Annotated in this window: 23 protein-coding genes; 18 read left to right on the top strand and 5 right to left on the bottom strand. The window is 71.7% G+C overall.

Annotation, left to right across the window (positions count from 1 at the left end; genetic code table 11):
- Nucleotides 1-19 precede the first annotated feature (19 nt).
- The 6 genes from GTW67_RS06715 to ccsB all read left to right on the top strand — a co-directional run bounded on the left by GTW67_RS06715 (nt 20) and on the right by ccsB (nt 6,466).
- Nucleotides 20-667, top strand: a complete 648-nt coding sequence (locus GTW67_RS06715; RefSeq protein ID WP_161163890.1) for a histidine phosphatase family protein — start codon at nt 20-22, stop codon at nt 665-667.
- 134 nt (nt 668-801) lie between these two features.
- Nucleotides 802-2,109, top strand: coding sequence for a polysaccharide deacetylase family protein (locus GTW67_RS06710; protein WP_202436892.1), 1,308 nt, complete (start codon nt 802-804; stop codon nt 2,107-2,109).
- A 66-nt stretch (nt 2,110-2,175) separates the two neighbouring features.
- On the top strand, nt 2,176-2,817 hold the full coding sequence (locus tag GTW67_RS06705) for a TlpA family protein disulfide reductase (RefSeq protein ID WP_161163877.1): 642 nt from the start codon (nt 2,176-2,178) through the stop codon (nt 2,815-2,817).
- Nucleotides 2,818-2,827: 10 nt separating this feature from the next.
- Entirely contained in the window at nt 2,828-3,589 is a 762-nt protein-coding gene (locus GTW67_RS06700; protein WP_202436896.1) for a cytochrome c biogenesis CcdA family protein, read from the top strand.
- Between the two features lie 4 nt (nt 3,590-3,593).
- Complete coding sequence (resB, locus tag GTW67_RS06695) at nt 3,594-5,321, top strand: cytochrome c biogenesis protein ResB (RefSeq protein WP_161163875.1); 1,728 nt, start codon at nt 3,594-3,596, stop codon at nt 5,319-5,321.
- Complete coding sequence (gene ccsB / locus GTW67_RS06690; protein ID WP_161163874.1) at nt 5,318-6,466, top strand: c-type cytochrome biogenesis protein CcsB; 1,149 nt, start codon at nt 5,318-5,320, stop codon at nt 6,464-6,466. Before resB ends, ccsB begins: the two co-directional genes overlap by 4 nt.
- 61 nt (nt 6,467-6,527) lie before the next feature.
- Here the strand turns inward: ccsB and GTW67_RS06685 are convergent, their stop codons facing one another.
- The 3 genes from GTW67_RS06685 to GTW67_RS06675 form a co-directional block, all read right to left on the bottom strand.
- Entirely contained in the window at nt 6,528-7,739 is a 1,212-nt protein-coding gene (locus GTW67_RS06685) for a hypothetical protein (protein WP_161163873.1), read from the bottom strand.
- A 125-nt stretch (nt 7,740-7,864) separates the two neighbouring features.
- Complete coding sequence (locus GTW67_RS06680) at nt 7,865-8,464, bottom strand: TetR/AcrR family transcriptional regulator (protein ID WP_161163872.1); 600 nt, start codon at nt 8,462-8,464, stop codon at nt 7,865-7,867.
- A 205-nt stretch (nt 8,465-8,669) separates the two neighbouring features.
- Nucleotides 8,670-8,999 (bottom strand): PLD nuclease N-terminal domain-containing protein, encoded by a 330-nt coding sequence (locus tag GTW67_RS06675; protein ID WP_161163871.1) that lies wholly within the window; start codon nt 8,997-8,999, stop codon nt 8,670-8,672.
- Between the two features lie 87 nt (nt 9,000-9,086).
- Between GTW67_RS06675 and GTW67_RS06670 the strand changes: the two genes are divergently transcribed.
- The 11 genes from GTW67_RS06670 (at nt 9,087) to GTW67_RS06625 (ending at nt 18,145) form a co-directional block, all read left to right on the top strand.
- Nucleotides 9,087-10,544 (top strand): menaquinone biosynthesis decarboxylase, encoded by a 1,458-nt coding sequence (locus GTW67_RS06670; RefSeq protein ID WP_161163870.1) that lies wholly within the window; start codon nt 9,087-9,089, stop codon nt 10,542-10,544.
- A complete protein-coding gene (gene mqnP / locus GTW67_RS06665) occupies nt 10,541-11,446 on the top strand; it encodes a menaquinone biosynthesis prenyltransferase MqnP (protein ID WP_161163869.1) in 906 nt (301 codons plus the stop codon). The genes GTW67_RS06670 and mqnP overlap by 4 nt, the downstream gene beginning before the upstream one ends.
- A gap of 31 nt (nt 11,447-11,477) precedes the next feature.
- Complete coding sequence (locus GTW67_RS06660; protein ID WP_161163868.1) at nt 11,478-12,161, top strand: UbiX family flavin prenyltransferase; 684 nt, start codon at nt 11,478-11,480, stop codon at nt 12,159-12,161.
- A gap of 99 nt (nt 12,162-12,260) precedes the next feature.
- Nucleotides 12,261-12,716, top strand: a complete 456-nt coding sequence (locus GTW67_RS06655; protein WP_161163867.1) for an Lrp/AsnC family transcriptional regulator — start codon at nt 12,261-12,263, stop codon at nt 12,714-12,716.
- 58 nt (nt 12,717-12,774) lie between these two features.
- On the top strand, nt 12,775-13,938 hold the full coding sequence (mqnE, locus tag GTW67_RS06650; RefSeq protein WP_161163866.1) for an aminofutalosine synthase MqnE: 1,164 nt from the start codon (nt 12,775-12,777) through the stop codon (nt 13,936-13,938).
- A 30-nt stretch (nt 13,939-13,968) separates the two neighbouring features.
- Nucleotides 13,969-14,781 (top strand): UdgX family uracil-DNA binding protein, encoded by an 813-nt coding sequence (locus GTW67_RS06645; RefSeq protein WP_346010578.1) that lies wholly within the window; start codon nt 13,969-13,971, stop codon nt 14,779-14,781.
- A gap of 16 nt (nt 14,782-14,797) precedes the next feature.
- Nucleotides 14,798-15,322 (top strand): GNAT family N-acetyltransferase, encoded by a 525-nt coding sequence (locus tag GTW67_RS06640; protein ID WP_161163865.1) that lies wholly within the window; start codon nt 14,798-14,800, stop codon nt 15,320-15,322.
- Between the two features lie 101 nt (nt 15,323-15,423).
- Nucleotides 15,424-15,723, top strand: coding sequence for a DUF4229 domain-containing protein (locus GTW67_RS06635; protein ID WP_161163864.1), 300 nt, complete (start codon nt 15,424-15,426; stop codon nt 15,721-15,723).
- 118 nt (nt 15,724-15,841) lie between these two features.
- Nucleotides 15,842-15,964 carry a putative leader peptide gene (locus tag GTW67_RS38320; RefSeq protein WP_346010577.1) on the top strand — a complete coding sequence of 41 codons (123 nt, stop codon included), beginning with the start codon at nt 15,842-15,844 and terminating at the stop codon, nt 15,962-15,964.
- Nucleotides 15,965-16,037: 73 nt separating this feature from the next.
- Nucleotides 16,038-17,351, top strand: coding sequence for a dicarboxylate/amino acid:cation symporter (locus GTW67_RS06630; RefSeq protein ID WP_161163887.1), 1,314 nt, complete (start codon nt 16,038-16,040; stop codon nt 17,349-17,351).
- A 98-nt stretch (nt 17,352-17,449) separates the two neighbouring features.
- Nucleotides 17,450-18,145, top strand: coding sequence for a TetR/AcrR family transcriptional regulator (locus GTW67_RS06625; RefSeq protein ID WP_161163863.1), 696 nt, complete (start codon nt 17,450-17,452; stop codon nt 18,143-18,145).
- Here the strand turns inward: GTW67_RS06625 and GTW67_RS06620 are convergent.
- Complete coding sequence (locus GTW67_RS06620; protein ID WP_161163862.1) at nt 18,130-19,002, bottom strand: MaoC family dehydratase; 873 nt, start codon at nt 19,000-19,002, stop codon at nt 18,130-18,132. The two genes, GTW67_RS06625 and GTW67_RS06620, sit on opposite strands and share 16 nt — an antisense overlap.
- A complete protein-coding gene (locus tag GTW67_RS06615) occupies nt 19,002-20,306 on the bottom strand; it encodes a 3-oxoacyl-ACP reductase (protein ID WP_161163861.1) in 1,305 nt (434 codons plus the stop codon). Before GTW67_RS06615 ends, GTW67_RS06620 begins: the two co-directional genes overlap by 1 nt.
- A gap of 109 nt (nt 20,307-20,415) precedes the next feature.
- On the opposite strand from GTW67_RS06615, the gene GTW67_RS06610 reads away from it, so the two are divergent.
- Nucleotides 20,416-21,702 (top strand): acetyl-CoA C-acetyltransferase, encoded by a 1,287-nt coding sequence (locus GTW67_RS06610; RefSeq protein ID WP_161163860.1) that lies wholly within the window; start codon nt 20,416-20,418, stop codon nt 21,700-21,702.
- Nucleotides 21,703-21,750: the final 48 nt, after the last annotated feature.

Raw genomic sequence — 21,750 nt, 5'->3', positions numbered from 1 at the left:
GCTGACCGTCGTCCACGTGATGCGGCACGGCGAGGTCGAGAACCCGACCGGCGTGCTCTACGGCCGGCTGCCCGGCTACCACCTGTCCGAGCTGGGCCGGCGCATGGCCGACCGGGTCGCCGAGCACCTCGCCCCGCGCGACGTGACGTACGTCGTGGCCTCCCCGCTGGAGCGGGCGCAGGAGACGGCGACGCCGATCGCCAAGGCGCACGGCCTGGACCTGGACACCGACGAGCGGCTCATCGAGGCCGACAACGTCTTCCAGGGCAAGACCTTCGGCATCGGTGACGGCGCGCTGCGCCGGCCCGCCAACTGGAAGCACGTCGTCAACCCCTTCAAGCCGTCCTGGGGCGAGCCGTACGTCGACCAGGTGGTGCGGATGATGGGCGCGCTGAACGCCGCGAAGGACCGGGCACGCGGGCACGAGGCCGTCGTCGTCAGCCACCAGCTGCCCATCTGGATCCTGCGGTCGTACGTCGAGCGGCGGCGGCTGTGGCACGACCCGCGCAAGCGGCAGTGCACGCTGGCGTCCCTGACGTCGTTCACGTTCCGGGGCGACCGGATCGTGTCCGTCGGCTACACCGAGCCCGCGCGTGACCTCGTCCCGGCCCACCTCCTCGCGGGGGCCCGGCCGGTGAAGGGGCAGGGCAAGGCCTTCGGGGCCTGACGGCCGTACGAGCGCCTTCGGCGGCCCGCCGTACGCGAACCTCGTTACGGAATCCGCACAAGTATCCGGAACCCGCCCGTTCGTCACGTCCTCTCACCCAGTGACCACCAGAGGACGTGACGAACGAGGTTGCGATGCGCACTTCCACCCGCACTCTCACCCGCAGGGGGATGCTCGGACTCGGCGCGGGCGCCGCGGCCGCCGCCGGGCTCGCGGGCTGCGGCTCCCACCCGTCGGCGGACGGCTCGCACCAGGCCGGTCAGGCCGGCGGTGCCGGCAAGGGGCCCTCGCCGTCCGGGAGCAGCGCGCCCCCGGCCCGCCCGATCGGCGACGGCTCCACGGCGTACACCGGCAAGCAGCCGCACCAGCCCGACGCGCCCGTGCCGCTGGAGCCCGGCGAGACCCCGCCGCAGTTCGTCGTCTTCTCCTGGGACGGTGCGGGGGAGGTCGGCAACGGGCTCTTCCCGCGCTTCCTCGACCTCGCGCAGGAGCACGGCGCGCACATGACCTTCTTCCTCTCGGGGCTGTATCTGCTGCCCGAGTCGAAGAAGCGCCTCTACGACCCGCCCAACAACCCGCGCGGCGCCTCGGACATCGGCTACCTCACCGACGACCACATCAAGGAGACGCTGAAGAACGTCCGCCGGGCCTGGCTGGACGGCCACGAGATCGGCACCCACTTCAACGGCCACTTCTGCGGTGGCGGCGGCACGGTCGGCAACTGGACGCCGGCGCAGTGGCGCAGCGAGATCGACCAGGCGAAGTCCTTCGTCAAGGAGTGGAAGACCAACACCGGCTGGACCGACCTGCCCTCGCTGCCCTTCGACTACGACAAGGAACTCGTCGGCGGCCGCACGCCCTGTCTGCTCGGCCAGGACAACCTGCTGCCCACCGCCCGCGAGCTGGGCTGGCGCTACGACGCCTCCTCGCCCGGCGGCCGTCAGGTGTGGCCGGCGAAGAAGGACGGGATCTGGGACCTGCCGCTCCAGCAGATACCTTTCCCCGGCCACTCCTTCGAGGTCCTCTCGATGGACTACAACATCCTCGCCAACCAGTCGCTCAACTCGACCAAGGCGCCCGCCCACAACTACCCGGGCTGGCGCGAACAGGCCACCAACGCCTACATATCAGGCTTCAAGCGGGCATGCGAGACGAACCGGGCGCCCTTCTTCATCGGCAACCACTTCGAGGAGTGGAACGGCGGCATCTACATGGACGCCGTCGAGAACGCCCTCAAGCACATCGCGCGGGAGAAGGAGAAGGGCGGGGACATCCGGCTCGTCTCCTTCCGCCAGTTCACCGACTGGCTGGACGTGCAGAAGCCCGAGGTGCTGGCCAAGCTCCGTACGGTCGAGGTCGGGCAGCGGCCCGCCGGCGGCTGGAACACCCTCCTCGCCGGGGCCTCCACGGGCGCCGCGACACCCACCGGGAACGCCGCCTGAAATGCGGGTTTCCGCCCGTGAGGGGGGTGCGCAAGATCCCCGGAACGGACATGCGAAACTTTTCACATGAGTGCCGCCAGCCGCGCCCCCCTGCGCTCGAACCGCACCGCCGCCCGCGTCCGCCGTCGCGTCGCCCTGACCGCCGGCGCGGCCGTGGCCACGCTCCTCGTGTCCGCGTGCAGCTTGGGAGGCACGTCCGGCGGTGGCGGCCAGACCGGCTTCATCACCGGCTCGGACGGCATCTCCACCGCCAAGAAGGGGGAGCGGGCGGACGCCCCCGAGCTGTCCGGCGAGACCGTCGACGGCGGACAGGTCGACATCGCCGACTACCAGGGCAAGATCGTCGTCATCAACGTGTGGGGTTCCTGGTGCGGGCCCTGCCGTGCCGAGGCGAAGAACCTGGAGACGGTCTACCGGGACGTCAAGGACCAGGGCGTCCAGTTCGTCGGCATCAACACCCGTGACCCCTCCATCGGTCCGGCCCGGTCCTTCGAGAAGGACTACGGGATCACGTACCCCAGCCTGTACGACCCCACCGGCAAGATGATGCTCCGGTTCGAGAAGGGCACCCTCAACCCGCAGGCCATCCCGTCGACGCTCGTCGTCGACCGGGACGGGAAGGTCGCCGCGCGCAGCCTCCAGGGGCTCAGCGAGGAGAAGCTGCGCAAGATGCTCGCGCCGTTCCTCGCGGAGAAGCCGGGGAAGTGACGTGACCGTGATGTCCACGCTCGCTGCGGACGGCTACAACGGCACGGTGCTCAACGGCGCCCTGCTGGTCGCCCTCCCCGTCGCGCTCCTCGGCGGCCTCGTCTCCTTCTTCTCGCCCTGCGTCCTGCCGCTCGTGCCCGGCTACCTCTCCTACGTGACCGGCGTCACCGGCACCGACCTCGGCGAGGCCCGGCGCGGCCGGATGGTCGCCGGCGCCTCCCTCTTCGTCCTCGGCTTCACCGCCGTGTTCGTCTCCGGCGGCGCGCTGTTCGGCTACTTCGGCGAGACGCTCCAGGCCAACCGGGGCGTCCTCACCAAGGTGCTGGGCGTCTTCATGGTGCTCATGGGCGTGTTCTTCATGGGCCTGATGCCCTGGCTGACCCAGCGTGAGTTCCGCTTCCACCGCAAGCCCGTGAGCGGCCTGGTCGGCGCGCCCGTGCTCGGCGCCCTGTTCGGCATCGGCTGGACGCCCTGCATCGGCCCGACCCTGTCCTCGGTGCTGGTGCTCTCCTCCCAGCAGGGCACCGCCGGGCGCGGCGCCCTACTGACCGTGGCCTACTGCCTCGGCCTCGGCGTGCCGTTCGTGCTCGCCGCGGTCGCCTTCCGCAAGGCGCTCGGCGCCTTCGGCTGGATCAAGCGCCACTACGTATGGGTGATGCGTGTCGGCGGCGTCATGATGATCGCGACCGGTCTGCTGCTGCTGACCGGCGCGTGGGACAGCATGGTGCAGGACATGCAGACCTGGTCCTCCGGCTTCGACGTGGGAATCTGAATCGATGAGCAGCACTTCGCGAACGGTGCCGGGGAAGACCCCGGGGACCGGTGACGACCAGGACCTCGGCGCCGCCGGCTCCCAGCTCTCCACCGCCCCCGAGGAGGAGTCGCCGAACCTTCCCTCCCTCGGCGTCGTCGGCTGGATCCGCTGGTTCTGGCGGCAGCTCACCTCCATGCGGGTGGCGCTGCTGCTGCTCCTGCTGCTGTCGCTGGGCGCGATCCCCGGGTCGCTGATCCCGCAGGAGGGCGTCGACGCCACCAAGGCCGACGACTTCCGCGCGAACCACGACGTGCTGGGGCCGCTCTACGACAAGCTCGGCCTCTTCCACGTCTACAGCTCGGTGTGGTTCTCCGCGATCTACATCCTGCTGTTCGTCTCCCTCATCGGCTGCATCGTCCCGCGCACCTGGCAGTTCGTCGGCCAGCTCCGCGGCCGCCCGCCGGGCGCGCCCCGGCGGCTGACCCGGCTGCCCGCCTACACCACCTGGCGCACCGGGGCCGAGCCCGAGGAGGTCCGCGAGGCGGCGCTGGCGCTGCTGAAGAAGCGCCGCTTCCGCGCCCACCGCGTCGATGACGCCGTCGCCGGCGAGAAGGGCTATCTGCGCGAGGCCGGCAACCTCGCCTTCCACGTCGCGCTGATCGTGATGCTGATCGCCTTCGCCTGGGGCCAGCTGTTCAAGTACGAGGGCAACAAGCTGATCCTTGAGGGTGACGGCTTCTCCAACACCCTCACGCAGTACGACGACTTCAAGTCCGGCAACCTGTTCGACCCGGACCACGACCTGGCGCCCTTCAGTTTCTCCCTGAAGGACTTCCACGGTACGTACGAGGCGACGGGCCCCAACCGCGGCACCCCGCGCGTCTACGAGGCCAAGGTCGTCTACAGCGAGGGCGCCTACGGCAAGGACGAGGCGACCACCATCAAGGTCAACGAGCCGCTGGAGATCGACGGCTCGAAGGTCTACCTCACCGCCCACGGCTACGCGCCGATCCTCACCGTCAAGGACGGCAAGGGCAACGTGGTCATGGACCGCGAGGCGACGGCGCTGCTGCCGCTGGACTCCAACGTCACCTCATCCGGCGCCGTCATGGTCCGCGACGGCTACCGCAACCCCGAGGGCGTCAAGGAGCAGCTCGGCTTCAACGCGTTCTTCCTGCCGACGTACGGCGGCAAGGGCAGCGCGATGTTCTCGACCTTCCCGGCGCTGCTCAACCCGATGCTCGCGCTCTCCGCCTACCACGGCGACCTCGGTGTCGACGCGGGCTTCCCGAAGAGCATCTACCAGCTCGACAAGACCAAGCTGAAGGAGTTCAAGGGCTCCGACGGCCAGCTGTTCAAGAAGCAGCTCAAGGTCGGCGACACCATGACCCTGCCCAACGGCGCCGGGACGGTGACCTTCGACGGCGTCCAGGAATGGGCCAACTTCCAGGTCACCCGGCAGCCCGCCAGCGGCTGGGCGCTCGGCGGCGCGGTCGTCGCCATCCTGGGCCTGGCCGGCTCCCTGTTCATCCAGCGCCGCCGCGTGTGGGTGCGGGCCGTCAAGGGCGCCGACGGTGTCACGGTCGTCGAGATGGCCGGACTCGGCCGCAGCGAGTCCGCGAAGGTACCCGAGGAGCTCGGCGAGCTGGCCGGGGTCCTGTACGAGCGGGCGCCCGGCGCACCAGACGCCGACGCCGATCCAGAAACCCCCGATCCCCGAGCCGTACCTGCCGAAGGGGCTGAGAAGTGACTCTCGCCGCCGCAACAGACGCCGCAACAGAGTTGGCCGTCGCGACCAACGAGCATCTCGCGAACCTCAGCAACACGCTGATCTACTCCGCGATGGCCGTCTACACCCTGGCGTTCTTCGCGTACATCGCCGAGTGGCTCTTCGGCAGCCGCAGCAAGGTCGGCCGCACCGCCGCCGCGCTCACCGCGGACACGGACGCCAAGGCGAAGGCCGCCGCCCCGGCGGTCACCGTGAACAAGGCCGGCGGCACCACCGTCCTGGAGCGGCCGCAGGTCGTCGTGCGCACGGCGGCCGGCTCCCGCGACGTGCCGGACGGTCCGGGCGCCCACGGCGGCACGGAGAAGGGCGACCTCTACGGGCGGATCGCCATCTCCCTCACCGTGCTCGCCTTCGCCATCGAGGCCGGCGGCGTGCTCGCGCGGGCCCTGTCGGTGCAGCGGGCGCCGTGGGGCAACATGTACGAGTTCAACATCACGTTCACGACGGTCGCCACCGGCGTGTACCTCGCGCTGCTCGCGCTGAAGAAGAACATCCGCTGGCTCGGCCTGCCCCTGATCACCACGGTGCTGCTGGACCTGGGCCTCGCCGTCACGGTCCTCTACACCGCGAGCGACCAGCTGGTCCCGGCCCTGCACTCGTACTGGCTGTACATCCACGTCTCGACGGCGATCTTCTGCGGCGCGGTCTTCTACGTCGGTGCCGTCTCCACGATCCTGTACCTGTTCAAGGACTCGTTCGAGAACAAGCTCGCCACCGGCGGCACCCCCGGCCGCTTCGCCAACTCGGTCCTGGACCGCCTGCCCGCCGCCGCGTCCCTCGACAAGTTCGCCTACCGCGTCAACGCGGCCGTCTTCCCGCTGTGGACGTTCACGATCATCGCGGGCGCGATCTGGGCGGGCGACGCCTGGGGCCGCTACTGGGGCTGGGACCCCAAGGAGACCTGGTCGTTCATCACGTGGGTCGCGTACGCCTGCTACCTGCACGCCCGCGCGACGGCCGGCTGGAAGGGCCGCAAGGCCGCCTACCTGGCCCTGGCCGCGTTCGCCTGCTGGCTGTTCAACTACTACGGCGTGAACATCTTCGTCTCCGGCAAGCACTCCTACGCCGACGTCGGCCTGGGCGCGCTCCAGTCGGTCGGTTTCTGACCGCGCCCGAAGCACGCAGAGGCCGGTTCCCGCGACCCCGGGTCGCGGGGGCCGGCCTTCGTCATTCCCGCCCGGGAGGTGTCGCGATCTCGGCGAGGAGGCCGTAGTACGCCGCCGGGCGTGCCTCGAAGTCGGTCCGCGCCGCCAGGCCCTCCGCGTCGGCGTCCGCCCCGCGCAGCAGGTCGACGGAGACCTGCGCGAACCGCGCCCGGACACCGGCCCGTCCGGCCTCGTCCAACAGCCCGCGCAGCCCGGCCACGGCGGTCACCGCACGCCGCCGCTCCTCGGCCCCCGCGTCCAGCAAGCGGCGCCATCCCGCCGCGGGCGCGGCGTCGGCCAGCCGTCGTTCCAGCCCCGCGGCCAGGTCGCGGCCCGCCTCCGCCACGGTCCGCGCCTCGGGGCCCGCCTCCACCAGGACCCGCAGCGCGTTCAGCAGCGCCACCGTCCGCGGTCCCGGCCGGCCGGCGTCCAGCCGTACCGTCGTGTCCGCCGAGACGGCGTCGGCCGTCCGCCGCGCCGCGTCCCACACGGTCTCGGCCGTACGCCGCCCCGTCCCGCACGCCTGCGCCAGGCCCCACGCCCCGGTGTCGAGCACGTCCCGCACGCTGCGGACGCCGTGCTTCTCCAGCTCCCTCGCCGGCAGGCGTCTTCCGGCGGTCCGGCGCAGCCGCGCGACCGGCATGGCGCCCAGGCGCTCACGCACCAGGTCCTGGTGCAGGGGCTCCCACGCGCCGCGCACCGCCTCCACGGCGCGCGCGTGATCCCGCGCCACGCGCAGGGCGGCCTCCCTCAGCTCCTCCGCCCGGCGGACGACGGCCGGGCTCGCACCGCTCAGCCGGATCAGGGAGCGGACGTTGCCGCCGACGACCCCGACGAGCGTCATGAGCAGCCCGCCCGCCGCCAGCGCGTCGGTCAGCCCGGCCGACCGGTCGAAGTCGTCGTACTCCTGCGAGGAGAACAGGTCCCCCCGGCGCGGCCCGTCGGCGCGGACGAACCCCGTGTCCCAGCCGAGGCCGGTCCCCGGCTCGTACTCCGGTGCCTTCAGCAGCGGGTCCCGGTCCGCGTCGCAGAGGTGGGCCGCCGCACGCTCGCCGGCGCCGAACGGGTCCGTCCAGCGCACCGTGCACGTCCCGTCGGGTGCCTCGCGCAGGACGGTCAGCTCGACCTGCTTCAGCTCGGGGTACTCCGGTGCGGCCATGTAGAGGCCCACCGCACAGCCGACGAGCAGCAGCCCGACCGCGACGACCCACCGGAAGAACGGCACATGCTTCATCCCGGCCCCCGTCCGTCGGCGCGGCGCCCGCCGCCCGTTCAGCTTGCCCGCCCCGGTTCCGGGTCCTCAATGTCGGACCCCGGCAAGCGTGCGGCCCCGCGCCTTCCCGGGCCCGGCAGCCGCGGTCACGCCCCGTCCGTGCTCACCGACCGCCAGATGCGCTCCGGCAGGACGCGCGCCGCCTCGTCCAGGTCGACGTCGCCGACGGCCAGCCAGCGGCGGGACACGCCGATGACCGGGCCGAGGACGAGGGACTCGAGCAGCGGCGGGGCGAGCGGCGCGATCTCCCCCTTGTCGACGTGGCGCTGGAGCCAGCCGGCCAGCGGCGTCAGCCTGGCCTCCTGGGTGTCACGGAGCTGCTTGGCCTGGGCCATGCCGAGACGGTCGGCGTGGGACGAGTGCAGAAGCCGGCCCGCCGCCGGGTGCTCCCGGACGAAGGACAGGTAGGTGCGCACCAGGGCACGGACGCCGGTCCGGGCGGTGCGTGAACGTTCCAGCGCGGTGACCATCTCGCCCAGCAGCCGCTCCAGCCACCGCATCAGCAGCGCGTCGACGAGGCCGTCGATGCTCCCGAAGTGGTGGTAGAGGCTGCCCAGGCTCACGCCGCTGGCCTTGGTCACCGCGCTGACGGTCAGGCCCTGCTCGCCCTCCTGGCCGTAGAGGCGCAGGGCGGCGTCCAGGAGCAGTTCGACAGTGGCCTCGCCGCGTTGCTGCTTGGGGCTCATGGGGCGACCGTTCTCTCTCTTTCCAGAAAGGTACTCCGGTAGCGGCCACGGAGCTGAAGCGATTTTCTAGAAGGATCTTTCAATTCGGGGTGCGGTGGTGCCAGACTGTCCCTCTGGCCGGACTCGTGCCCGCCCGTACGACCCGGGGGGGAACGTACGGACCACGGGTCCGGCCGGTCCGCTCGGTGGACGGGGAAGCAGGGTCTCAGTCCCGCCGGGGATCCTCGTCCGCGTCCTTGTCGCCGTCCGTCCCCTTGTCCCGCTCCTCGCCGAGGGACTTCAGGAAGTCGGGGTTGTCGTCCGGCGCGACCCACTGCCGCCGGCCGCCGCCCTGCCAGGACGCCGCGCCGGCCTGCTGCCGCTTCTTGCCCGCGATGAGCCAGGAGATCGACCCGACCAGCGGGAACAGCAGCACGAGGATCGCCCACAGCGGCTTCGGCATGTGGCGGATGTCCTCGTCCTTCGTGCTGATGCAGTCGATGAACGCGTACACGCTCAACGCCAGTGGCACGAGGAACATCAGCACCCGGAGCATGGGCCTCTCCAGCTCAAGCGGTGGGCGGGGACGCGTCACGGCCCCCAGGTACAGGGCCAGCGTAGCCGCTCGGGGATACTGGACCGCATGGCTTACGACGATCTTCGCTCCCTGCTCAGGGCGCTGGAGCGCGAGGGCGACCTCAAGCGCATCAAGGCCGAGGTGGATCCGTACCTGGAGGTCGGGGAGATCGTCGACCGGGTGAACAAGGCCGGCGGTCCCGCCCTGCTCTTCGAGAACGTGAAGGGCTCGGCGATGCCGCTGGCCATGAACGTCTTCGGCACCGACCGGCGCCTGCTCAAGGCCCTCGGCCTCAAGTCGTACGGCGACATCTCCGACAAGATCGGCGGGCTGCTGAAGCCCGAACTGCCGCAGGGCTTCGTCGGCATGCGCGAGGCCTTCGGCAAGCTCGGCACGATGACGCACGTGCCGCCGAAGAAGGTGAAGCCGGGCAGCGCCCCCGTCCAGGAGGTCGTCCTCACCGGCGACGACGTGGACCTGGAGCGGCTGCCCGCCCTCTTCACCTGGCCCGACGACGGCGGCTCCTTCTTCAACCTGGGCCTCACCCACACCAAGGACCCGGAGACGGGCATCCGCAACCTGGGCCTGTACCGGCTCCAGCGCCACGACAAGCGCACCATCGGCATGCACTGGCAGATCCACAAGGACAGCCGCAACCACTACCAGGTGGCCGCCCGGCGCGGTGAGCGCCTGCCCGTGGCCATCGCCTTCGGCTGCCCGCCCGCCGTGACGTACGCCTCCACCGCCCCGCTGCCCGGCGACATCGACGAGTACCTGTTCGCCGGCTTCCTCCAGGGCAAGCGGGTCGAGATGGTCGACTGCAAGACGGTGCCGCTCCAGGTGCCCGCGCAGGCCGAGGTCGTCATCGAGGGCTGGCTGGAGCCCGGCGAGATGCTGCCCGAGGGCCCGTTCGGCGACCACACCGGCTTCTACACCCCGCAGGAGCCCTTCCCGGCCCTGACGATCGACTGCGTGACGATGCGCAAGCGCCCGCTGCTCCAGTCGATCGTGGTCGGCCGGCCCCCGACGGAGGACGGGCCGCTGGGCCGGGCGACGGAGCGGTTCTTCCTCCCGCTCCTCAAGATCATCGTGCCGGACATCGTGGACTACCACCTCCCGGAGGCGGGCGGCTTCCACAACTGTGCGATCGTGTCGATCGACAAGAAGTACCCCAAACACGCCCAGAAGGTGATGCACGCCATCTGGGGTGCGCACATGATGTCCCTGACCAAGCTGATCGTGGTCGTCGACTCCGACTGCGACGTCCACGACCTGCACGAGGTCGCCTGGCGCGCGCTCGGCAACACCGACTACGCCCGTGACCTCACCGTCGTCGAGGGCCCGGTCGACCATCTCGACCACGCCTCCTACCAGCAGTTCTGGGGCGGCAAGGCGGGCATCGACGCGACGAGGAAGCTCCCCGAGGAGGGGTACACGCGGGACGGGGGCTGGCCGGACATGGTGCTGTCCGACCCGGATACGGCGGCGAAGGTCGACCGCCGCTGGAAGGAGTACGGACTGTGACGTCGGCATCCGCCGCGCTGCCGCAGCAGCCGGGGCGCACCAAGGCGTTCCTGCGCCTGGTGATGATCGAGCACTCGGTCTTCGCGCTGCCCTTCGCCTACATCGCCGCCCTGACCGCGATGTACGACTGGGACAAGAACATCCACTGGGGCCGGCTGCTCCTGGTCACCGTCGCCATGGTCGGCCTGCGCACCTTCGCGATGGCCGTCAACCGGATCATCGACCGCGAGATCGACGCCCGTAACCCGCGCACCGCCCACCGCGAGCTGGTCACCGGCGCGATGTCGGTCCGGCACGCCTGGACCGGCGCGCTCGTCGCCCTCGTCGTCTTCCTCGGCGCGGCCGCCCTGCTCAACCCGCTCTGCCTCGCCCTCGCGCCCATCGCGGTGATCCCGATGGTGGTGTATCCGTACGGCAAGCGGTTCACGAACTTCCCGCAGGCCATCCTCGGCCTCGCCCAGGCCATGGGCCCCATCGGCGGCTGGCTCGCCATCAGCGGCGAGTGGTCCTGGGAGGCCGTGATCCTCGGCCTCGCCGTCGGCATCTGGATCGGCGGCTTCGACCTGATCTACGCCTGCCAGGACGTCGAGACCGACCGCCGGGTCGGCGTGAAGTCGGTCCCGGCCCGCTTCGGGATTCCCGCGGCCATCTGGGGCGCCCGCGCCTGCCACACCGTCACCACCGGCCTGTTCGCCTGGTACGCCGTCGCCACCGGCGCCGGTGTCTTCTTCTGGCTCGGCCTGCTGATCGTCGCCGGCGCCTTCGTCTACGAGCACACGATCGTCAAGCCGCACGACCTGTCCCGCCTGAACAGGGCGTTCTTCAGCGTCAACGGCTTCATCGGCATCGCCCTGTTCGTGTGCGCGCTGCTCGACCTGCTGGTTCGGGGCCTCACCGTCTGAATACTCGGAGCCTGCGGCTAGGCTCGACATCATGAAGCCAGGACAGACGCAGCGCGCGCCTTGGATCGTGGGGGTGTCGGGGGCATCCGGTACGCCGTACGCGGCATCCGTGCTCCGGGCGCTCCTCGCCGCGGGCGAGAGCGTCGACCTGGTGGTCAGCCGGGCCTCACGGCTCACCCTGCTCGACGAGACCGGCATCTCCTTCCGCGACGCCCACTGGCAGCACGACCTGCGCGAGTGGCTGGCCCGCGGAGCCGACGGCAAGCCCGGCACCTTCGACGTCGACCTCGGCGGCGACCGCGTACGGCACTGGAGCGCGGGCGACCTCGCGGCCGGGCCGTCCTCGGGGTCGTACCCCGCCAAGGGCATGCTGATCGTGCCCGCGTCCACGGCCTGCGTGGCCGGGGTCGCGCTGGGGCTCTCCAAGGACCTGCTGCAACGGGCGGCGAGCGTCACCCTGAAGGAGGGGCGCAAGCTGGTCGTGGCCGTACGCGAGACCCCGCTGGACGGCCGGACGCTGCGGCACCTGGTGACCCTGGACGACGCGGGCGCGGCCGTGGTGCCCGCGTCCCCGGCCTTCTACGCGGGGGCGACGCACATCCAGGACCTGGTCGACTTCGTCGCCGGACGCGTCCTGGACGCGGCGGGCGTCGAGCACGGCCTGTACCGCCGCTGGCGCGGCGAGCTCGGCGGAGGGTCGCGCACCACCGGCTGACACCGAGCACCCCACGAGCAGACCCCACGAACGCAGCTCACGAGCACCATCTCCCCCCACACGTATCTTCAGACCTCTTCAGCGGAAGGCTTCGATCGCATGGACGCGGTGGACAGGCAGCTCATCCAGGCCCTGAGGGAGAACGGCCGGGCCTCCTACGCGGAGCTGGGACGCCTCGTCGGACTGTCGGGACCCAGCGTCACCGACCGCATCAACCGGCTGGAGGCGGCCGGTGTCATCACCGGCTACCGGGCCACCGTCGACTCCGCGTCGCTCGGTCTCGGCGTCACCGCCCTGGTCGGCGTCTCGCTCTCCGACGCCGCCGACCACGAGGACGTCGCCCAGCGGCTGCGGGACCTCCAGGAGATCGAGGACTGCTGGTTCATCGCCGGCGACGACTCCTACATGCTCAAGGTGCGCGCGGCCGACGTGGACGGCCTGGAGAGCATCATCCGCCGGCTGTCCGGCACGAAGGGCGTCTCCCGCACCCGTACCACCATCGTGCTCTCCACCAAGTGGGAGAACCGGGTGGGCGAGCTGCCCGAAGAGGTGTAGGGCGCGGGGCGTACGGTTTACCGGGTCTGACGGACCCTGTCGGAGAAAGAGGTAACGCATGGACGCCGGGCTCAAGCGGGAGCTGGAGCAGAAGGTCCGCTCCGGTGAGCGGCTGACCCGCGAGGACGGCATCGCGCTGTACGAGTCGGACGACCTGGCCTGGCTCGGCGGCCTCGCGCACGAGGTGCGGACGCGGAAGAACGGCGACGTCGTCCACTTCAACGTCAACCGCCACCTCAACATGACCAACGTGTGCACCGCGTCCTGCGCGTACTGCTCCTTCCAGCGCAAGCCGGGGGAGAAGGACGCGTACACGATGCGCATCGAGGAGGCGGTGAAGCTCGCCAAGGAGATGGAGGGCGAGAACCTCACCGAGCTGCACATCGTCAACGGCCTCCACCCGAACCTGCCGTGGCGCTACTACCCGCGCTCGCTGCGGGAGCTGAAGGCCGCGCTGCCTAACGTGTCGCTGAAGGCGTTCACGGCCACGGAGATCCACCACTTCGAGACGATCTCCGGGATGTCCGCCTCCGACATCCTGGACGAGCTGATCGACGCCGGTCTGGAGTCGCTGACCGGCGGCGGTGCGGAGATCTTCGACTGGGAGGTGCGGCAGCACATCGTCGACCACCGCACCCACTGGGAGGACTGGTCGCGCATCCACCGCCTGGCGCACGAGAAGGGCCTCAAGACCCCGTGCACCATGCTCTACGGCCACATCGAGGAGCCGCGTCACCGCGTGGACCACGTGCTGCGGCTGCGTGAGCTCCAGGACGAGACGAACGGCTTCCAGGTCTTCATCCCGCTGCGCTACCAGCACGACTTCGTGGACATGAAGGACGGGAAGGTTCGCAACCGGCTTCAGGCGCGGACGCAGATGGCGACGGGTGCGGAGGCGCTGAAGACCTTCGCGGTGTCGCGGCTGCTGTTCGACAACGTGCCGCACGTCAAGGTCTTCTGGGTCATGCACGGCGTCCAGACGGCGCAGCTGGCGCTTCAGCACGGTGCGGACGACATGGACGGGTCGGTGGTCGAGTACAAGATCACGCACGACGCGGACGACTTCGGCACGCCGAGCAAGCTGACGCGGGACGATCTGCTCGACCTGATCCGCGACGCGGGGTTCCGGCCGGTGGAACGGAACACGCGCTACGAGGTCCTCCGGGAGTTCGAGGGCCCCGACCCGGAGCGGCGGGAGTCGCCGCAGCCGATGCGGGTGTGATTTTCGCGGTTGTCGTCCGGCCGCGGGCCGGTGGGGGCTGATCGCGCAGTTCCCCGCGCCCCTGAGTCGGGACAGTCCCGGAGCCTTTTCAGGGGCGCCGGTGAACGTGCCCCGAAGGGGCGCGGGGAACTGCGCGAGCAACCGCAGACCACCCGCACCCGGCAGCGGATCCGAACCGCCCCCGGCGGGTACCCGCAGCCCATGACCCCCGAGGACGACTACACCGCACAACCCTTCGTCCCGAAGCGCGGCCGCAGCCTCACCGCTCTCCGCGACGCCGCCGCCGGCTGCCGCGGGTGCCCCCTGCACAGGGACGCCACCCAGACCGTCTTCGGCGCCGGCAAGGCGTCCGCTCGGGTCATGCTCGTCGGTGAGCAGCCCGGCGATCAGGAGGACCGTCAGGGCAGGCCCTTCGTCGGCCCCGCCGGCAAACTCCTCGACCGCGCCCTGGCCGAAGCCGGCATCGACCCAGCGGACGCGTACGTCACCAACGCCGTCAAGCACTTCAAGTTCACGCAGGCCGAGCCCCGCAAGCGCCGTATCCACAAGGCGCCCACCCTGCGCGAGGCGACCGCGTGCGGCCCCTGGCTGGCCGCCGAGCTGGCCCTCGTGGAGCCCGAGCTGATCGTCGTGCTCGGCGCCACCGCCGGAAAGGCGCTGCTCGGCTCGTCGTTCCGGGTCACGCAGGTGCGCGGCACCGTGCTGGAGGAGGAGATCCACGGGCGGCCCGAGAGGCTGGTCCCCACGGTGCACCCCTCGGCGGTGCTGCGGGCGGACGACCGGGAGGGCGCCTACCGGGGCCTGGTCTCCGACCTGGAGGTGGCGGCGGGGGCCTTGACGTAATAGGTAACATGCATCCGTGCCTCTTACCTTCACGCTCGACCCCGCCCTGACCCCCGAGCTGCGCGACGGCGTCCTCGGCCTGTGGACCGACGTGTCCAACGCCGGCGGCTCCGTCGGCTTCGTGCCGCCGGTGAGCCGGGAGGACGTCCGGCCCGAGCTGGTCAAGCACATGGTGGCCATGGTCGAGGGCCGCACCCGCCTGCTCGTCGGCCACGACGAGGACGGCCAGGTGGCCGCCACCGCGTTCCTCGCCCTCAACACGCACCGGCTGATGGGCCACTGGCTGTGGCTCTACACGGTGATGGTCCACCCGCGGCACCAGGGCCGGGGATACGGCCGGGACCTGATGGCCGCCGCCGCCGACGCCGCCCGCTCGGTCGACGGCATCGAGGCGATCCGGCTCACCTGCCGCGGCGGCCTCGGCCTGGAGCGGTTCTACGCGTCCTGCGGCTACAAGGAGGTCGGCCGGGTGCCCGACGCGATCCGGGTGGCGCCGGGCGACGACCGGGACGACATCACGCTGCTGCTGCCGCTGACCTGAGCGCGGCACCCCGGCTGTGGCGGACGGGCCGCGGCGTGCTTCACTGGACGGTGCCCTTTTGGGTACGTTCTGGCCTCCCCCAAACGGAAGAGTGGATTGAGATGCTCCGCTACACGCTGATGCGCCTCGGTGTCTTCGTGGCCTGCCTCGTGGCCGTCTGGGGCCTCGTCTACGCCGGCGTGTTCCCGCGTGGCCTCGGCGACTCCAACGGCATGTGGATCGTGCTGCTGTCGCTGCTCCTCTCGGCGCCCATCAGCTTCGTGGTGCTGCGCAAGGAGCGCGACCGGGCCTCCGTGCAGGTCGTGCGGCGGGTGGACCGCATGAAGGCCAACCTGGAGGCCAGCCGCGGCCAGGAGGACCTCGCCGACGACGCCGCCCGCGCGCAGGGCCAGACCTCGTAACCTCCCTCACATACTCGAACGCCCCGGTTTCCGAATCACTGGAAACCGGGGCGCTTTGCGTTTTACGGGCAGTAGTGCACTCCAGCCTCTCAAAGCGAGGCTTTGGGGGTCCCAAAGCATGAGTGTTAAAGTCATACGCATGATGTCAGCAGCCGCGCCCGCCACACCGCCGAGCCTCGGGCTCGTGGCGCGCCTGCACGTGGACCTCTGTCGGTGCGCGTCCGCGAACTGTCGCCCCTGACGTTCCCCCTCATCCCGCCGTTCTCCACGTCAGCACTGCGCGTCCGTCCCCGCGTCCCGTCCCCTTACGGAGCCTGTCCGTGTCCTCCCTCACCAAGTCCTTCAAGGTGCCCTTCTGGGCCCAGATAATCGCCGGTCTCGTGCTCGGCGTCCTGCTGGGCTGGCTGGCCCGCAGCCAGGACGTCTCCTGGCTGGTCACCACCCTGGAGAAGGTCGGTGACACCTTCATCGGCCTGCTGAAGCTGGCCGTCGCGCCGCTCGTCTTCTTCGCGATCCTCGTCTCGATCACCAACCTGCGGAAGGTCAACAACGCGGCGCGCCTGGCGTCCCGCACCCTCCTCTGGTTCATGATCACGTCGCTGATCGCGGTGGCCATCGGCCTCGTCATCGGCCTGGTCACCAACCCCGGCGCGGGCACCGGCCTCACCCCGGCCGACGGCGGCAAGCCCGAGCACACCGGCTCCTGGATCGACTTCCTGACCGGCATCGTGCCGACCGACGTCATCACGCCGTTCACCGAGCTGAACGTGCTCCAGATCGTCTTCATGGCCGCCGTCGCCGGTATCGCCGCCCTCCAGCTCGGCGAGAAGGCCCAGCCGATCCTGAACCTGAGCGAGTCCATCCTCGAACTCCTCCAGAAGGCCCTGTGGTGGGTCATCCGCCTGGCCCCGCTTGGCACCGTCGGCCTCATCGGCCGCGCCATCGCCACCTACGGCTGGGACCTGATCGGCAAGTACGCGACCTTCACCGCCGACATCTACGTCGGCTGCGCGATCGTCCTCTTCGTGGTCTACCCGGTGCTGCTCGCGACCGTCGCCAAGGCCAGCCCGCTCCAGTTCTTCAAGGGCGCCTGGCCCGCCATCCAGCTGGCCTTCGTCTCCCGGTCGTCCGTGGGCACCATGCCGCTGACCCAGAAGGTCACCGAGCGCCTCGGCGTCCCGAAGGAGTACGCGTCCTTCGCCGTGCCGTTCGGCGCGACGACCAAGATGGACGGCTGCGCCGCGATCTACCCGGCGATCGCCGCGATCTTCGTCGCGCAGATCTTCGGCATCGACCTCGGTGTCGGCGACTACCTGCTGATCGCCTTCGTGTCGGTGGTCGGCTCCGCCGCCACGGCCGGTCTGACCGGCGCCACGGTCATGCTGACGCTGACCCTGTCCACCCTGGGCCTGCCCATGGAGGGCGTCGGCCTCCTCCTCGCGATCGACCCGATCCTGGACATGATGCGCACCGCGACCAACGTCGCCGGCCAGGCGCTGGTCCCGGTGATCGTCTCCGCCCGCGAGGGCCTGCTCGACCGGAAGGCCTACGACGAGGCGCACAGCTCGCCGCTGGACGAGCCGGAGCGGGAGAAGCAGGACGCGGAGCCCGTCCCGGTCGCGGCCTGACCGCCGACCGTTCGATCGCCTGACGGCGCCAGTGGCGTCCGGACGTGCCCACGTCCGGACGCCACTGGCATGAGCGCGCGGACCGTACGCTGATGCGCATGGGTGTGGGGAAGACCAAGCGGATGCCGCGAGCGGTCCGTGAGCAGCAGATGCTGGACGCCGCGGTGCGCATCTTCGGACAGCGCGGGTACATGGCGGCGTCGATGGACGAGATCGCCGAACTCGCGGGCGTGTCCAAGCCGCTGGTGTATCTCTACCTGAACTCGAAGGAAGACCTGTTCACCGCCTGCATCCGCCGTGAGGCGCGGGCGCTGACCGAGGCGGTGCGGGCCGGGGTGCGGCCGGGGCTGACGGCCGACGGGCAACTGTGGTCGGGGCTGCGGGCGTTCTTCACCCATACCGCCGGCCACCCTGACGCGTGGGCGGTCCTCCACCTCCAGGCCCGCACCCACGGCGAGCGGTTCGCCGCGGAGGTCGCCGCGATGCGGGAGGAGATCGTCGCGTTCGTGACGCAGCTCATCGCCGCCGCCGCCCGGGACGCCCACCGGGATCCGCACCTGCCCGAGCGGGAGGTCGCCGGGCTCGCCGAGGCCCTGGTCGGGGCCGCCGAGTCGCTGGCCGACTGGGCGGGCGCGACCGAGGGCGTCAGCGCGAAGCAGGCGGCGGCGACCCTGATGAACTTCGCCTGGGCGGGCCTGGGCGACCTGATGGCGGACCGGCCCTGGTCGCCCCCGGAAGAGCCGGCGGCGGAGGCTGCGGCGGAGGCGGTGGCGGTGGCTCAGCCCGCCGGGTAGGGGGCGACCTCGCCGGACAGGTGCAGCCGCCGGCCGTCGCCGCCGCCGCGCAGCTCGAACCGTCCGCCCGCGGCCCCGTACGTCACCGTCCCCGGCAGCAGGACCGGCGCCCGGAAGGACGCGCGGACCACGGCCGTCTCCGGTGTGCCGTGTTCGGCGAGGCAGCGGGCGACGGTCCACATGCCGTGCGCGATGGCCCGCGGGAAGCCGAACAGGCGGGCGCTGAGCGGGTGCAGGTGGATCGGGTTGCGGTCGCCGGACGCGGCGCCGTAGCGCCGCCCGAGGTCGCCGGGCAGCCGCCACTCGGCCCGCGCGGGCAGCGGCGCGTCCTCCTGGCGCGGGATGCCGGGAGTGGGCTGGCCCTGGGTGCGGTGCCGGGCCAGGTAGGTGCTGCGGGAGTCCCACACCAGGGCGCCGCCCGCCCGCAGTTCGGTCACGACCACGGCCTCGGTGCCGCGCCGGTGCGGGCGCAGGGCGTCGACGTGCACGGCGAGTTCGTAGGTCCCGCTCGCCGGGAGCGGTGCGCGCCGGGTGAGGTCGATCGAGGTGTGGACGAGCCCGAGCAGCGGCAGGGGGAAGGCGCGGCGGCTCATCAGGCGCATGGCGAGGGGGAAGCCGAGGACGTGCGGATACGTCGGTGGCAGCGCGTCGGCGCCGGTGGCGAAGCCGCACACCCGCTCGTAGGCGGCCAGCCGGGCGAAGTCGACGCGCAGGCCGGGCAGGACGAGCCGGGCGGGCGGCAGGTCGGCGTCCGGGCGGGGCCGCTTGAGGGGGGAGAGCAGCGCGCCGCGGGCGAGGAGCGGGGGCAGGGCGGGGACGCCGGTGAGCGTGGTCGTGGTGGGAGCGGCGCTGGTCATCAGGCCCCCAGCAGGCTCTGGCCGCAGACCCGGACGACCTGGCCGTTGACGGTGCCCGAGGCCGGGTGGGCGAGCCAGGCGGTGGTCTCCGCGACGTCGACGGGAAGGCCGCCCTGGGCGAGGGAGTTCATACGGCGGCCCGCCTCGCGGATGAGGAGGGGCACGGCCGCGGTCATCCTGGTCTCGATGAAGCCCGGCGCGACCGCGTTCACCGTCACCCCGTGCTCGGCGAGCGCGCGGGGCGCGAGGGCGCGGACCAGACCGACGACGCCCGCCTTGCTCGCGCCGTAGTTGGTCTGCCCGGCGTTGCCCGCGATCCCGGCGATGGAGGCGGTGGCCACGATCGCGCCGCCCCGGTGGAGGGCGCCGGCGGCGAGGAGCGCGTCGGTGGTGCGCAGGACGCTCGCGAGATTGACGTCGAGGACGGAACTCCAGCGGTCGGCGGGCATGTTGACCAGGCGTCGGTCGCGGGTGATGCCGGCGTTGTGGACGAGGACGTCGAGGCCGCCGGGCAGGGCGGCGGCGATGCGGTCGCCCGCGTCGGCGGCGGTGATGTCGAGGGCGAGGGCGGTGCCGCCGAGGCGTTCGGCGACCTCGCGGGCGTCCTTCTCGGCCTGGGGCACGTCCAGGACGACGACGTGGGCGCCCTGCCCGGCGAGGGTCTCGGCGACGGCCGCGCCGATGCCGCGGGCGGCGCCGGTGACCAGCGCGGTGCGTCCGGCGAGCGGGCGGTCCCGGTCGCCGGGGGCGGTGACCTCGCCCGGTCCCACCTCGATGACCTGGCCGCTGACGTAGGCGGAGGCGGGGGAGAGGAGGAAGCGCAGGGTCGACTCGGCGGCGTGGGCGTCGGTGAGCCGGACCAGGTTGACGGTCCTGCCCCGGCCGATCTCCTTGCCGAGCGAGCGGGTGAAGCCCTCCAACGCCTGCTGGGCGGCGGCCTGGTGGTGGTCGGCGGCGTCGAGCGGGGCGCCGAGCACCACCACCCGGCCGCTCGCGGTGACCGACCCGACGACGGGGTGCAGGGCGGCGTGGACCTCGGCGAGCGCGTCGACGTCGCGGACGCCGGTGGCGTCGAGGACGACGGCGGCGGGGCGGCCGGTGTCGTCGGGGCCGAGGCCCGTGCGGGCGAGGACGGGCGCGAGGCCGAGGTCGGTCTTGCCGGCGGTCAGGTGCAGCAGGCCCCCGTCGAGACGCGCGGTGCCGGGCGTGCGGCGGATCAGCTCCGCGGGCCGGGGCAGGCCGAGCCGGCGGGTCAGGAAGCGGCCGGGCGCGGTGCCGGTGAAGGTCAGATAGCGGTCGGCCATGGAGGGCTCCCAGCTCCGTGAAGGGACTCCGACAAATGCTTACTCTGGAGTAAGGTTACCGAAGGTAAAGCCTTGTCGTGCAGTGTTCCCGGGTGAGGAGCAGATCGAGATGAGCCCCCTGAAGCCGCCGTCGGTCCGGCGCGTCGCGGTCATCGGCGGTGCGCGTGTCCCCTTCGCCCGCTCCGACGGGCCGTACGCCACCGCCTCCAACCAGGAGATGCTCACCGCCTCCCTGGACGCGCTCGCCGAGCGGTACGGCCTGACGGAGCCGGGCGCGGTGGGCGAGTTCGTCGCCGGCGCGGTCCTCAAGCACAGCCGCGACTTCAACCTCGCCCGCGAGACGGTCCTCGGCTCGGCGCTGGACCCGCGCACGCCCGCCTACGACATCCAGCAGGCCTGCGGCACCGGGCTCCAGGCCGTGATCGCCGCCGCCAACAAGATCGCCCTCGGCCAGACCGAGTCGGCGGTGGCGGGCGGCGCCGACACCGCGAGCGACGCGCCGCTCGGCGTCAACGACCGGCTGCGCCGCATCCTGCTGGAGGCCCGCCGGGCGAAGTCGGCCGGCGGCCGTCTGAAGGCCCTGGCCAAGGTGCGTCCGGCCCACCTGGTCCCGGACATCCCGCGCAACGCCGAGCCGCGCACCGGCCTGTCGATGGGCGAGCACGCCGCGGTCACCGCCCGCGCCTGGGGCGTCTCCCGCGAGGCCCAGGACGAGTTGGCGGCGACGAGCCACCAGCGGCTGGCGGCAGCGTACGAACGCGGCTTCTTCCAGGACCTGGTGGTGCCCTTCCGAGGCCTGGAGCGCGACCAGAACCTGCGCCCCGGCTCCACGGCGGAGAAACTGGCCGCGCTGAAGCCGGTGTTCGGCCGGTCCGGGCCCGAACCCACCATGACCGCGGGCAACTCGACGCCCCTGACGGACGGCGCGGCGACGGTGCTGCTGGCGAGCGAGGAGTGGGCGAAGGCGCGGGGCCTGGAACCGCTCGCGTACCTCACGGCGTACGAGACGGCGGCCGTGGACTTCGCCGGCGGTGACGTCGTGGGCGGCGAGGACGGTCTGCTGATGGCCCCGGCGTACGCGGTGCCGCGCATGCTGGAGCGGGCCGGGCTCGGCATCGGGGACTTCGACCTGGTCGAGATCCACGAGGCGTTCGCCTCGCAGGTGCTGGCCACGCTGGCGGCCTGGGAGAAGCGGGGGCTGGCCCCGGTGGACCGCGACCGGCTGAACGTGGCCGGGTCCTCCCTGGCCACCGGTCACCCCTTCGCGGCGACCGGCGCCCGGATCGTCGCGACGCTGGCCAAGCTGCTCGCCGAGCGGGAGGGGCCGGGGCGCGGCCTGATCTCCGTGTGCGCGGCGGGCGGACAGGGTGTGACGGCCGTTCTGGAACGAACGTGACTTACCCGCCGGTAACCCCCGAGGCTGCACACGCCCGGCCCCGGACCG

Origin of the sequence: Streptomyces sp. SID5910 (assembly GCF_009862125.1) — a bacterium.
Classification (GTDB): domain Bacteria; phylum Actinomycetota; class Actinomycetes; order Streptomycetales; family Streptomycetaceae; genus Streptomyces.
The sequence above is the reverse complement of the archived record's forward strand: the minus strand, read 5'-3'. Positions and strand labels throughout refer to the sequence as shown.